This window comes from Microtetraspora niveoalba, from assembly GCF_001570405.1.
GTDB classification, from domain to species: Bacteria; Actinomycetota; Actinomycetes; order Streptosporangiales; family Streptosporangiaceae; genus Microtetraspora; species Microtetraspora niveoalba.
The window spans coordinates 77214-90535 of record NZ_BBYM01000024.1 but is presented as its reverse complement, the minus strand read 5'-3'; the positions used below and the strand labels follow the sequence as shown (position 1 = coordinate 90535).

The 13322-nt window shown below is 72.1% G+C and carries 10 protein-coding genes; 2 read left to right on the top strand and 8 right to left on the bottom strand.

What is annotated here, in order from left to right:
- The first annotated feature begins 61 nt into the window (after positions 1-61).
- Positions 62-1018 carry a hypothetical protein gene (locus tag AWQ70_RS23905; RefSeq protein ID WP_245647123.1) on the top strand — a complete coding sequence of 319 codons (957 nt, stop codon included), beginning with the start codon at positions 62-64 and terminating at the stop codon, positions 1016-1018.
- A 74-nt stretch (positions 1019-1092) separates the two neighbouring features.
- Here the strand turns inward: AWQ70_RS23905 and AWQ70_RS23900 are convergent, their stop codons facing one another.
- The 5 genes from AWQ70_RS23900 to AWQ70_RS23880 all read right to left on the bottom strand — a co-directional run bounded on the left by AWQ70_RS23900 (position 1093) and on the right by AWQ70_RS23880 (position 7917).
- The gene (locus tag AWQ70_RS23900) at positions 1093-2328 is read right to left on the bottom strand and encodes a peptidase C39 family protein (protein WP_084517733.1); all 1236 of its coding nucleotides are present in this window, start codon (positions 2326-2328) and stop codon (positions 1093-1095) included.
- A gap of 15 nt (positions 2329-2343) precedes the next feature.
- A complete protein-coding gene (locus AWQ70_RS41445; protein ID WP_067179875.1) occupies positions 2344-4251 on the bottom strand; it encodes a dipeptide ABC transporter ATP-binding protein in 1908 nt (635 codons plus the stop codon).
- Positions 4248-5087, bottom strand: coding sequence for an ABC transporter permease (locus AWQ70_RS23890; RefSeq protein ID WP_067179873.1), 840 nt, complete (start codon positions 5085-5087; stop codon positions 4248-4250). Before AWQ70_RS23890 ends, AWQ70_RS41445 begins: the two co-directional genes overlap by 4 nt.
- 85 nt (positions 5088-5172) lie before the next feature.
- Entirely contained in the window at positions 5173-6144 is a 972-nt protein-coding gene (locus AWQ70_RS23885; protein ID WP_084517731.1) for an ABC transporter permease, read from the bottom strand.
- Positions 6145-6270: 126 nt separating this feature from the next.
- The gene (locus AWQ70_RS23880) at positions 6271-7917 is read right to left on the bottom strand and encodes an ABC transporter substrate-binding protein (protein ID WP_067179870.1); all 1647 of its coding nucleotides are present in this window, start codon (positions 7915-7917) and stop codon (positions 6271-6273) included.
- A gap of 204 nt (positions 7918-8121) precedes the next feature.
- Here AWQ70_RS23880 and AWQ70_RS23875 point away from each other — a divergent pair, with 204 nt between their 5' ends.
- The gene (locus AWQ70_RS23875) at positions 8122-9174 is read left to right on the top strand and encodes a hypothetical protein (protein ID WP_067179867.1); all 1053 of its coding nucleotides are present in this window, start codon (positions 8122-8124) and stop codon (positions 9172-9174) included.
- 104 nt (positions 9175-9278) lie between these two features.
- Here AWQ70_RS23875 and htpX read toward each other — a convergent pair whose 3' ends face one another.
- From htpX to AWQ70_RS23860, 3 genes are all read right to left on the bottom strand, one after another.
- Positions 9279-10127 (bottom strand): zinc metalloprotease HtpX, encoded by an 849-nt coding sequence (gene htpX, locus AWQ70_RS23870; RefSeq protein ID WP_067179864.1) that lies wholly within the window; start codon positions 10125-10127, stop codon positions 9279-9281.
- Between the two features lie 83 nt (positions 10128-10210).
- The gene (locus AWQ70_RS23865) at positions 10211-11677 is read right to left on the bottom strand and encodes an NADH-quinone oxidoreductase subunit N (RefSeq protein WP_084517729.1); all 1467 of its coding nucleotides are present in this window, start codon (positions 11675-11677) and stop codon (positions 10211-10213) included.
- Positions 11674-13299, bottom strand: a complete 1626-nt coding sequence (locus AWQ70_RS23860; protein WP_067180035.1) for a complex I subunit 4 family protein — start codon at positions 13297-13299, stop codon at positions 11674-11676. The genes AWQ70_RS23865 and AWQ70_RS23860 overlap by 4 nt, the downstream gene beginning before the upstream one ends.
- Between the last annotated feature and the right edge of the window lie 23 nt (positions 13300-13322).

The window sequence follows — 13322 nt, the reverse complement described above, 5'->3', positions numbered from 1 at the left end:
TCCGCCTGCCCGTACGGCACGCCATGCCGACCCCAGGCGCCAGGTGACCACCATGACCTCCATGCCCCCTGAGGCACCCACGACGAGACCGGCCGAGCAGCAGACGCAGGCGAGAGCCGTACGGGTCGGCCTGCTGGGCAGGCTGAGGGCCCGCTCGGCCTCCGGGGACGCCCCGGTCGCCGAAGGCACCGGCGTGGTCGATCTGCTCGAACGCGGCGGGTCGATCATCCTGCCGATCGGCATCGCCCTGTACGCGCTGCTCTATCTGGGGATCCAGCAGGTCTACGGGGTGTTCAACATCAGTCCCGAGCAGGCGGGCATCGATCAGGCGACCATGTTCGGCCGGCTGGTGGGGACGCTGATCCTCCTGGTGATCGGCGGCACCCTGATCCTCGGTCCCCTGGTGGGGATCTGCTGGCTGGTGGACAAGGCCACCCTGGGCTGGGCCGCGTGGCTGGTCCGCGCCATACGGCGGCGCCCCTGGGCGATCGCCTCGCTGGGGGCGCTGTGGTGCGGCCTGAGCTACTGGGGATTCCTCGGTTACCTCGACCTGGACGAAGGCGCGACGATCGTCTCCATCGTGATCGTCGCGACGATCATCGGGGTCCTCGCCTTCCTGGTGCCGTTCCGGCTGCTGCGCAACCGGCCGGTGAGGCGCGCGGGCATGAAGATCGTGGTCGCCGCGTTCACCGGGATCGGGCTCGGGTTCGCGCTGATGGGCCAGATGGAGAGCGACGCGACCCAGCTCGCCGCCACCGGACGGTCCAGCATGTTGTTGTCCATGGTGGGGTTCCAGGACCAGTGGGCCGTCGCCGCGGACCGCGCGTCGGGCAAGCCGCTGCGCGACGGCGAGGAACTGCTGCTGCTGGGCGAGCGCGAGGGCTCCTACACCTTCTACGACTGCGCCAGGAAGGAGACGTTCCGCATCTCCATGGAGGCGACCGTCCTGCGCCAGATCGTGCTCGATCCGGAGCGCCCCGAGGGGTACCGGTGCGAGGCGCCGAAACCGACCCGCTGACGCCCCGCGCGGGTTCCCGGGCCGGCTCGGAGCCTGCCGCGTGACGGCTCCGAGCCGGCCTCGGCCGTAGCGGGTCAGGCGGCGCGCAGCACCACCATGCCGCGATAGCTGGGCGCGCCGTACCAGGCCAGCCGGTCCAGCGTCGCGGAGGGCAGGGGCAGGTCCAGGGCGTCGAGGTAGGTCTCGCCCAGGTCCGCGTCGGTCCACGGGTCGTTGGCGTAGAAGATGTCGCCGTCCACGCTGTGCACGGTGATCCAGTGCGGTGAGGGCTCGGCGTGCATCCCGAGCTGCTCGATCAGCACCAGGGCGATGGCGCCGTCGGCCAGGACCGCACGCAGCCGGTCGAGGTCGAACACTGTCGTCTCGACCGTGATGCCCCGTTCCGCCAGGTCGGCGCGGAAGCCCGACTGGATGAACCGTCGCAGATCGCGTTCCTCGTCGGTGGTGCACAGTTCCAGCAGGGTCGGCTGCTCGGTGGAGAGCAGCACCTCCGGAACCGCGCCCCGGTCCGCCGCCGCCAGGGCCAGCCCGAGCGGGTCGCAGCCGGCGACCGTGGTCGCCTGGCGCCACATGCGCATCTCCTCGCCCCGGTCCGGCTGGTCCTGCAGCCCGAGCCCGCACAGCGCGAGCTGCAGTGCCACAGGTCCGCACGTGAAGTCCGTGGTCTGTCGCATGTACGGCAGAGCCCGCTCGGGAGCCGCCCCCCGCCACCTCACCTGCCCGCACCCGGTGTCCGCGGGGTCGCTGGTGACCGGCGCCGCCCACACGGGAACCGGCACCTCCCGATAGCCGCGTTCCAGGGATCGCCGCCACGGCGACTTCCCACCCGGGACCGGCGACGCCAGGACGTCCCCACCCGCCGGAGCGGGGCCGTCCGCCTGGGCGTCGTCGGGGTCCTCGGCGGGGAACCGGCGCTTGACGGCGACGGCGCCCTCTCGCCACGCCCGCTCCTCGATCGTCTCGACCAGGACGTCGGCCACCCGCTCGTCCGGCGCCCACACGTCGACGATCTTCCGGTACGCGGTCAGCGGCCGGTGCACCTCGAAGGCGGCCCCGACCAGCACGCCGTCGGCACGGGCGGTGACCAGGGTGCGCACCTGGACGCCTCCGGCCAGCCGCCAGCGGCGCAGCATCTCTTCCGGCAGGTCCAGGACGCCCTCGGCCACCTGGCCGACATCCCCGTTCACCGGCAGGACGGCGATGTCGAGGGCCGCGAGGGCCGCGAGGGCCGATCCGGCCTCCGCGGCATCGTCCTGGACGACACCGGCCCGACCGGCGGCATGGGGCACAGGGACAACAGGTTCAGACATGTACGCGCAAACCTCTTAGTTCGCTTGGTCCGCCGCCGGGATCGAGGCCAGCAGCCGTTGGGTGTATTCGTGTGCCGGATCCCCCAGCACGGAGTCGACGGGCCCGGTCTCCACCACGCGTCCGTGGTGCATGACGTAGACGCGGTCGGCGATCTGCCGGGCGACCGCCAGGTCGTGGGTGATGAACAGCAGGGTCAGGCCGAGCCTGCGCCGCAGGTCGGCGAGCAGGTTGAGCACCTGCGCCTGGACGGACACGTCCAGCGCGGACACCGATTCGTCGCAGACGAGCAGGTCGGCGCGGGGCGCGAGGGCGCGGGCGATGGCGACCCGCTGGCGTTCCCCGCCCGAGAGCGCCCGCGGCCTGCGCCGGGCGTACGCCGCCGGAAGCCCCACCAGTTCGAGCAGCTCGCCCACCTCGGACTTCGGCCTCCCCGCGGCACGCAACGCCTCGGCGAGGGAGGTGCCGACGGTCAGCCCGGGGTTGAGCGCGGAGTACGGATCCTGGAAGACGATCTGCACCCGCCTGGCTCCCGTGGCGGCGCCGTGGAAGGTGATCCGGCCGTCGTCCGCCCGTTCCAGGCCGACGACGCACCGGGCGAGGGTGGTCTTGCCCGAGCCCGACTCCCCGACGACGGCGACCGCCTCCCCGGCGGCGATCTCCAGATCGACCCCGTCCAGAGCCGGTACGGCGGAGCCGGGGAACCGCTTGGCCAGCCCCTCCACGCTGAGCAGCGGCGGCGACGCCGCGCCATCCGCAGCCGCACCCGGCGGCGCGGCGTCCGCTTCGGGACCTATCGGTGCCGATGCCGCCGGAGCGCCCGATGCCGCCTGAGCGTCCTGCCCGCCATCGGCAGCCGCATCCTGCGGCGCCGCGTCCACTTCGCGACGTATCGGTGCCGCCGCGCCATCCGCAGCCGCCCCGTCCACTGGCGAGGCGGCGGTTTCGGGGCGCAGGCAGGCCGCGCGATGCCCCTCGGACACCTCCGCCAGCCGGGGCTCGGCCGTACGGCAGGCGTCGACCGCGAACGCGCACCGCGCCGCGAAGGCGCACTCGTCCGCGACGGACCACGGCCGCGGAACGGAGCCCGGGATCGTGGGCAGCGCCGGGAGCCGATGGGTGAGCGGCGGATCGCAGGCCGCGAGCCGCGCCGTGTACGGGTGCGCGGGGGCGTCCATCACCCGGGCGATCGGCCCCTCCTCGATCAGCCGGCCCGCGTACATCACCATGACGCGGTCGGCCCTGCTGCGGGCGAGGCGCAGGTCGTGGGTGATCAGGATGAGACCCATGTCGCGTTCGCACTGGAGGCGGGCGATCAGTTCCAGGACCTCGTGCTGCGTGGTGACGTCGAGTGCCGTGGTGGGCTCGTCGGCGATCAGCAGATCGGGGTCGGCGGCCAGCCCGGCGGCGATCGCCACCCGCTGGCGCATCCCTCCGGAGAGCTGGAACGGGTACTTGCCCGCGACGTCGGCGGGCAGCCCGACCTCGGCCAGCAGCCGCGCGACACGCTCTGCCCGGCCCGGCCCCGAGATCGCCCAGCCGATCTGCTCACCGCAGCGGTGCACCGGGGACAACGACGTGAAGGGGTCCTGCAGCAGCAGCGCGACGCGTGAGCCGCGCACCTCCCGCCACGCGCCCCCTGGGGCGGCCAGGTCGATCTCCAGGCTGTGGCCGGACGCGCGGCCGGGGAGCTCCATCCGTCCCGCGGCGCGCACTCCCTCGGGGAGCAGCCCGGTCAGCGCCTTGACGGTCATCGACTTGCCGGAGCCGGACTCCCCCACGATCGCGACCGTCTCGCCGGGGGCGACGGTGAGATCGAGCCCGGCGACGATGGCGCCGGAGGCCGAGGTCACCCGGAGGTCGCGTACGGCCAGCATCGGAGCCCGTCCCACCGCGCGGTCGGAGGCGGTCGCCGGTGTCGTCATCGGGCCACCACCCGTCGGTCGAGCAGGTCGGAGAGCCAGTCGCCGAGCAGGTTCACGGCTGTGGCGGTCAGGATGATCAGTACGCCGGGCACGACCGCGGCGAGCGGGTTGTCCCCGAGAAGCTGCCGGCCGTCGGCGAGCTGGCGTCCCCAGTCGGGCGCGCCGGGCGGCACACCGAGCCCGAGGTACGACAACGACGACAGCGCCACGAGCGCGAAGGCGACGTTCAGCAGCAGGTTCGCCACGACGATCGGCACGATGTTGGGCGCGATGTGCCGGAACATGATCCGCGACGGGCGTATGCCGAGCACTCGCGCCGACTCGATGTACGGCCGCGGCGTTTGCTCGATGACCGCGCCGCGCACCAGCCGCACGTCCGACGGCGAGAACAGCACGATCAGCACGGCGACGGTGACCCAGTAGCCCCTGCCGACCAGCCCGGCGACGACGATGGCCAGCAGTACGGCGGGCAGCGCGAGCAGCAGGTCGGCGTAGCGGCCGGCCAGCATGTCGACGACCCCGCCCCGGTAGCCGGCGTACGTGCCGAGGAGGAACCCGATGAGCATCGACCCGAGGGCGACCACCAGCGGGCCGGCCAGCGCGGACCGCGCGCCCGCGAGCGAGAGCTGGAGGATGTCGCGGCCGAGCTGGTCGGTCCCGAACAGGTGGCCTTCGACGCCGCCGCCGACCACTCCGAGGTAGATGTCCTGTTCCAGCGCCTTCGGCGCGATGATCTCCTGGGCGAGGGCGCAGATCGCCACGAACGCCAGCAGCACCGCCGAGAGGATCGCGACGACCGGGATGCGCCTCCGGCGCCGGTCCGGGGAGCCGCTCATCGTCCTGCCTCCCCGGATCCGGCCCGGCTCCGTACGCGCAGGGCGGGCCCGGCGGCCCCACCCTCGGACACGGAAGCGATCATGTTCATCGGCGCACCGTCCTGGCTCGTACGCGCGGGTCGATGAGCAGGTACGACAGGTCCACCAGGAACGCGGTCACGGAGACCACGAGGGCGACGGCGAGCGTCAGCGCCTGCACCACCGGGACGTCCTTGAACAGCACCGACTCCTCCATCAGCGCCCCGAGGCCGGGCAGGGCGAAGGTGACCTCGATGAGCACGGTGCCGCCGAACAGGTAGGCGACCATCAGGCCCAGGCTGGTGACGATCGGGATGGCGGCGTTGCGCAGGACGACGCGCAGCGTGGCGGCCTCCGACAACCCGCGCCCCCGGGCGAAGGTCACGTAGTCCTGGTCGAGTTCGCGGATGACGGCGGCCCGGGTCAGCTTGACGACGAACGCGCCGAGCCCCAGGGCCAGCGCGATCGCGGGCAGCGCGAGATGCCACAGGCCGTCGAGGAACCCCTCGCCGGTCCCGTAGATCGGGAACCAGCCCAGGCCGAGCGCGAAGACGTACAGCAGCAGGAGGCCGATCGCGAAGCCGGGCGCGCTGACCCCGACGACGGAGGCGGTGACCAGCACCCGGTCGAGCCAGCGGCCGCGGCGCACGGCGGTCACGATGCCGGCCGGGATCCCGACGAGGACCGACAGCAGGAACGCCAGCCCGGCGGTGGCCGCGGTGATCCCGGTCTTCTCCAGCATCAGCGGCCCGATCGGGCGTCCGGTGCGGATGGAGGTGCCGAAGTCGCCGGTGACGGCGTGGGTCAGCCATCGCCAGTACTGCTGGAGGAACGGCTCGTCCAGGTGATATCGGGCGCGGATCTCGGCCAGGGCCTCGGGGGTGACGTTCCGGGTGCCCAGCAGGTTGCGGGCGACGTCGCCGGGGGCGAGGTACAACAACCCGAACACCAGCAGGGAGAGGGCGAGCAGCAACAACACCGTCGCCCCCGCCCTGCGCAGGACGAAGGCCGGCACGGGCCCGGCCACCAGCCCTTTCACGGTCTCTTCACCGGCCTGTCCACCCGCCCCTTCACCGGTTTCCTCACCGGCCGGCCCGCCGCCCGCTCCTCACGCGGGTCCGCGGACCGCCGCACGCGTCCGTCCACCGGCTCGCTCACCGAACGGTCACTTGGCCGCGTAGAGGTGTTCCGGCCAGTCGGTCAGCAGCGTGTAGGACGTGTAGTCCCGCACGCCGACCGCGCTGCTCAGCGCGATCGCCGACTGCCCCCACCACAGCGGGAGGTACGCCGCGTCGGCCGCCTGGGCGGTCTGCGCCTCGATGAGCAGGGCGGCCCGCCTGGCCGGGTCGGACTCGGATCCGGCTTTCGCGAGGGTGTCCGTGATGCCGTCGTTCGCATACTTCGCCGGGTTGCCCTCGCCGAGGAACCAGTTCGCCAGCTCGCCCGGGTCGCCGGTCGTGTTGAAGTACCACATGTAGCTCAGCGGCGGGAAGGTGTTCAGCTCGGCCAGCCACTGCTCGATCGGCAGTTCCTTGACGTCGAGGGTGATGCCGATCTTCTTCAGGTCCGCGGCGAAGGCGAGCGCGGCGGTGCCCAGGTGCGGCCCCGTGTTGGGGTACGACAACGACGCGGTGAAGCCGTTCGGCACCGACGACTGGGCGAGCTCCTTCTTCGCCTGCTCCAGGTCGTACGCGTACTGCGGGATCGCGGCCAGTTCCTTGGCGGCCTGCTCGGGGGTCCACAGGCCGCCGAACTGCTCGGGCGTGGACAGCGCGGTGGCGACCTGGCCGCGGCCGTGCAGGATGTTCTTGACGATCGCGTCGCGGTTCACCGCGTGCGCGATGGCCTTGCGCACGCGGACGTCGTCGAACGGCTTGGCGGTCACGTTGAAGGTCAGTCCCGCGTACGACCGGTCGGCCGCGTAGACGACGCGGGTGCCGGGGGCGGCCTCCCACTGCCGCGCCTGGGCGAGCGGCACGTTGAGCGACATGTCGGCCTTGTTCGCCTTCCAGGCCAGCAGCCGGGTGTTGTCGTCGGCGATGAACTCGAAACGGATCTTGGCGACCTTGGGCCGGGCGCCCCGCCAGGTGTCCACCCGGGCGAGTTCGACGTGCGAGTCCGGGGCGAACTCGGTCACCTTGTACGGCCCGGAGCCGACCAGCGGCGACTGCGCGGTGCCGATCTGGTTCTTCGCCTTCTCCCAGGCGGTCTTGGGCGCGATCCACAGGGCGTCGACGTTCGACGGGATCCAGCCGAACGCCTCGTCGGCCGTCTTGCTGGTCAGCGTGATCTCGTTCACGCCCGACTTGGCCGCCTCGTCGAGGTTGGCCCAGTAACTGGCGGTGCTCGGGGACACCTTGGCGTCCCTGGCCATCTCGATCGAGTGGAGGATGTCGTCTGCGGTGACGGGGCTGCCGTCGTGGAACTTCGCGTCGTCGCGGATCGTGTAGACGTACGTCGTCGGCGACGTGCGCTCGACCTTCGAGGCGAGCGCCGGGACGATCGCGCCGGAGCTGTCGACGCCGACCAGGCCCTCCATGCAGATCGCGGCGACGTAGTAGTTCAGGATGCCGGACTCCTGGCCGGGATACAGGTTCGACAACGACCCGGGCAGCGCGACGCGGAGCAGCTCGATGTCCTTGCCGGTGTCCTGGCCGGTCTCCGCGCTGCCGCCCGACGCGGACGACTTCGGCGCGGGGGCGGCGCCGCACGCCTCCAGCAGCGTGGCCGCGGACAGGATGGTCACACCCGTGACGGCCGCCTTGAGCAGCCCGCGACGGCTGAACGCGCCGCGCTTGTCGATATCCGCCATGCCACACCTTCCCGGCACCGTGATCTGTCTACCAAAACACCCCAAATGGCTAGAAGCAGTAAACACCATCCATATGCGGATCTTCCACCTATTTCCCTACTTGAACAGTCGGGAAACGGCGTGACATTCGACACACCGTGGCCGATTCGTAACGCAACCTTTCGCCGACCTTCCGCATCTATCAGGTGACGAAAGGAGCAAGCGATGACAAGGAAACCGGCGATCCTCGCCGCCGCCGTCGCCGCGACGATCTCCGCCCTGGCGGCCCCCGCCGCCTCCGCCCAGGCGCGTACAGGTGCCGGCGCCGCCACGGAGACGAGAACGGGAGCCGCCTCCGCCGGCAAGGCCGAGATCCGCTACGCCTGGGTGAAGTCGTGCCCGCAGAAGAAGAGGGACTACGACGTCCCCTGCGGGCCGTGGAAGCTCGTCATGCGCGACGGCTCGACCCGTACGCTCGGCGACGCGCGGGTCCACCCCCGGACGAGCGACGGCAAGGTCGACAAGGAGCTGACGGCCCCCCTCTCGGTCAGCGGCGACGGGCGGCACGTGGCGTACTTCCGCGAGTCGGACGGCAAGCTGGTGGTCCGCGACGTCGCCGCGAACCGGGTGCGGGTGCTGCCCGGCGCCGCCGCCCGCCCGCCCAAGGGCATCGGCATGAACGACGTCGACATCACGATCTCCGACGACGGCGGGCGCGTCGTGCTCGACTACGAGGACGCGCGCATGAAGCTCTCCACCCTGCTCGTCGACCTGGGCACCGGCAAGATCAGCAAGGTCTCGCCGAAGCTCAGCATCCAGGGCTTCAGCCACGACGGCGGCCACATCCTCGCCACCCGCTACACGGGCGAGAACACGACCGAGCTCAGCGTCCTGGACGAGAACGGCGCCACGACCGGCCGCCGGGTCGTGCCCCAGGTGATCGCGAACAACATGCCGCAGGCGCTGGCGGACGACGGGAACACCGTCGCGGTGCTGATCACCACCTCGTCCGGCCGGCAGCGGCTGCGCGTCTACGACCTGGACGCCGACAACGTCGGCGCGGCCGTCGACGTGAAGGTGCCGAAGAACGAGTCCCCCCACGATCTCGCCTGGGACGACTCCGGCGCGCTGACCCTGTGGGAGCTGCGCAGCGACAACGACGGCAACACGACGGGCGCGGTGCGCCGCTCCCTCGACCCCGCCTCGGGCGCCACGCGCACGCTCGACGCGTTCAAGGTCGGCGGCAAGATCTACGTGTGGTGGCTGCCGGGCGAGTGACCCCGGCCGCCGGCACGGCCCCCTGTACGCACGGGCCCCTGTACGGACGACAGACCGGTCGCGCGCACCCTCGCCTCGACGTGACCGGTCTGCTCACCCGAAGCTCAGCGGCGGTAGCCGGCCATCCGCTCCAGCCGGGCGACCCGCTCGGCGGTCGGCGGATGGGTGGAGAACAGCTTGCCGACGCCGGCCCCGCGGAACGGGTTGGCGATCATCATGTGGCTCGCCGAGGCCAGCCGGCCGTTCTCCGGAAGGGGAAGCCGCCGGGCCCCCATCTCGATCTTGCGGAGGGCCGAGGCCAGCGCCAGCGGATCACCGGTGAGCCGGGCACTGGACTCGTCGGCGGCGAACTCGCGCGACCGCGAGATCGCCATCTGGATCATCGACGCGGCCACCGGGCCGAGGATCATCATGAGCAGCGCGCCGAGGAAGCCCGGACCGTCGTCGTCGTCGGACCCGAAGAACATCCCGATGTATCCGAAATACGTGATCATCGTGGCGAGCGCCCCCGCGACCGACGAGATCAGGATGTCGCGGTTGTAGACGTGGGACAGCTCGTGCCCGATCACTCCCCTGAGCTCCCGCTCGTCCAGCATCACGAGGATGCCGTGGGTGACGCAGACGGCGGCGTTGCGCGGGTTCCGCCCGGTCGCGAACGCGTTGGGCTGCATGGTCGGGGAGACGTAGAGCCGGGGCATCGGCTGCCGGGCGTCGTAGGACAGCTCGCGGACGATGCGGTAGAGGACCGGCTGCTCCACCTCGCTGACGGGACGCGCCCGCATCGCGGAGAGGGCGATCCGGTCGGAGAAGAAGTACGCGACGCCGTTGGTCACGAGCGCGATCACCAGGGCCAGCCGCACACCGGAGCCGCCTCCGAGCCAGGCCCCCACCACGAGGATCAGCGCGGAGAGAGCCCCCAGAAGGATCGCGGTACGCAGGCCGTTGTGGTGCACGCCCCCTCCTCACGAGCTCACGATTTGGTGCGTTCACCCTTACCAACGTGAGTGGCCAGGCAGAACGTTCCCACCGGGAAGGTTCAGCCCGAGGCGGAGAGCACGAGCTGCGGGGCGACCGAGAACGCCAGCGTCACCAGGACGGCCAATCCCACGGCGACCGAGGCGGACACCGGCATGGGCGCCGCCGGGACCCGGCCCGGCCCCGAGGGCGCTGGGGCGAACAGCCGGGCCGTCCAGGAGATGTAGTAGTAGAGCCCGATCACGGTGTTGACCGCCATGACGACCGCGAGCCAGCCGAGCCCGCCCTCGACGATCTGGCGGAACACCACGACCTTGGCGAACAGCCCGGCGAGCCCCGGCGGCAGGCCGGCGAGGCAGACGAGGAAGAACGCGAGCGCCACGGCGGCGACCGGCCGGCGTGAGGCGAGCCCCCGGTAGTCGTCCAGCTCGTTCCGCGCGGCCGTACGGGAGACCGGCATCACCACGGCGAACGCGCCGAGGTTCATCGCCGCGTAGATGACGAGGTACGCCACGGAGGCGGCGAAGGCGTTCCCTCCGACCACGGCGAGCGGGGCGAGGATGTAGCCGGACTGGGCGACCGACGACCAGGCGAGCAGCCGCAGCGCGGCGCGCTGGCGCAGGGCGAGGACGTTCCCCGCGGTCATGGTCAGCGCGGACACGACCGCGATCACGGGTCCCCACAACGCCGCCTGTTCGCGCAGCCCCGTCGTCAGGATGAGGATCAACCCGGCGAACCCCGCGGCCTTGGAGACGACCGAGAGCAGCGCCGCCACGGGTACGGGCGCGCCCTGGTAGACGTCGCCGGCCCAGAAGTGGAACGGCACCGCCGCCACCTTGAACGCGAACCCGGCCAGGACCAGCACGACGGCCACGGCGACCACGCCGGAAGCGCCGGGAACCGCCGAGAGCGCCGCCGAGAGCCGGTCCAGGTGGAGCGTCCCGGTCAGCCCGTACAGCAGGGAGACGCCGAACAGCATGACCGCCGTCGAGACCACGGACACGAGGAACAGCTTGAGCGCCGCCTCCGAGGCCCGGCCGTCGTACCGTTTCAGCGCGGTCAGCGCGAACACCGGCAGCGAGACGAGTTCGAGTGCCACGACGAGCGTGGCCAGGTCGCGCGCGGCGGGCAGCAGGACCGCTCCGGTCAGCGCGCACAGCAGCAGGAAGTACCACTCGCCGGGCGGGATGCGGCGCTCGGCCAGCTCGGTCATGGACAGTAGCACGACCACGACCCCGGCGCCGAGCACCAGCCCGGACAACACGAGCGTGAACCCGTCCACCACGAAGGAGCACCCGTCGCCCGGGCCCGCCCCCGAAGCGGGCACGCAGAACGTACGCCGCTCCCCGCCGCCGGCCGCCTGAGCGGCGACGAGGCCGCCCGCGACGAGGACCCCGGCCAGCGCGACCAGCCCGAGCGCCCCCGGCGTACGGCGGGGCAGGAAGACGTCGAGCAGCAGCACCAGCCCGGCCGCCGACGCGAGCGCCAGCGGCGCCCCGATCGCGACGTAGTCGATGGACTGGATCACGAGCCCACCCCCGAGAGGATCGCCTGCACGGCGGGTGTGGTGATCGCGAGCAGCGATTTGGGCCACAGGCCGAACAGCAGCGTCAGCACGACCAGCGGCACCCAGGCGGCCAGCTCGTACGCGGTCACGTCGCGCAGCGCGGCCCGCCCACCGACCGGTTCCGCCGGCGGCGCCAGGACGGCGGCGGACTCCTCGGCCACGGCGGCGGTCACCGCCGTCCCGGCGGCGACCGGCTCCACCGGCCCCTCGTCGCCGAGGATCTCGCGGATCTCCTCCGCCGACGTGACCGGCGGCCCCTCCGGCACCGCCGGGCTGCCGTGCGTCACCCGGGACAACATCCGCAGGAAGTACGCGGCGGTCAGGACGGTGCCCAGCCCGCCGATCGCCATGAACACCAGGAACAGCGGCCGGGACAGCGCGGCTGCGGGCCGGAACGCCCCGAACAGCGCGAGCATCTCCCCCCAGAACCCGGCCAGCCCCGGCAGCCCGAGCGACGCGACGCAGGCGAAGGTCAGCAGCGACCCGATGTACGGCAGGCGGCGCAACATCCCGCCGCCCAGCCGTTCCATGTCGGCCGTGCCGTACCGGTCCTTGACCGCCCCGGCGAGGAAGAAGAGCAGCCCGGTGATCAGGCCGTGCGCGACGTTGCCGAAGAGGGCGGCGTTCACGCCGACCGGGGTCAGCGTCGCGAAGCCGAGCAGCACGAACCCCATGTGCCCGACCGACGAGTAGGCGATCATCCGTTTGAGGTCGCGCTGCGCGAGACAGGCCAGCGAGCCGTACACGATGCCGACCACCGCGAGCGCCCCGAGCCAGGGCGCGACCGCCGCCGCGCCCTCCGGCAGGATCGGGATCGCGATGCGCGCGAAGCCGTACGTGCCCATCTTGAGCAGCACCCCGGCGAGCAGCACCGAGCCCACGGTCGGCGCCTCGGTGTGCGCGTCGGGCAGCCAGGTGTGCAGCGGCCACATCGGCGCCTTGACCGCCAGCCCGACGCCGATCGCCAGGAACGCCGCGATCTGCGCCGAACGCGCGATGCCGGCGCCGCCGCCCCGCGCGAGCGCCACCATGTCGAGCGTCCCGGCCTGGGCCCAGACGACCAGCAGCCCCAGCAGCAGTACGGCGGACCCGAGCAGCGTGTAGAGGATGAACTTGACCGCCGCCGCCCGGCGCCCGGGCCCGCCCCAGATCGCGATCACGAAGTACATCGGGACGAGGACGACCTCGAAGAACACGAAGAACAGCAGCAGGTCGAGCGCCAGAAATGTGCCGATTATGCCGGTTTCGAGGACCAGCAGCGTGAACACGAGCGCCCGGGGCCTGTGCGGCGGACGCCCCGCCAGATGGACGAAGCACAGGAACGTCAGCAACGCGGTCAGCACGACCAGCGGCAGCGAGACGCCGTCCACGCCCAGGTGGAACCGCAGGGCCAGCCCCGGGATCCAGGGCAGGTCCGTCGCGAACTGGGTCCTGGCCGCGTCGCCGTAGTCGAAGGCGGCCACGAGCACGACGGCGAGGGCCAGCGTCACGCCCGACACGGCGAGGCCGTACCGGTGGGACGGGCCTCCGGCGAACCGCGGGAGGAGCAGCGCCGCCGCGCCGAGCAGCGGCACGGCGAGCATCGCGATCGGGATCCAGCTCACGG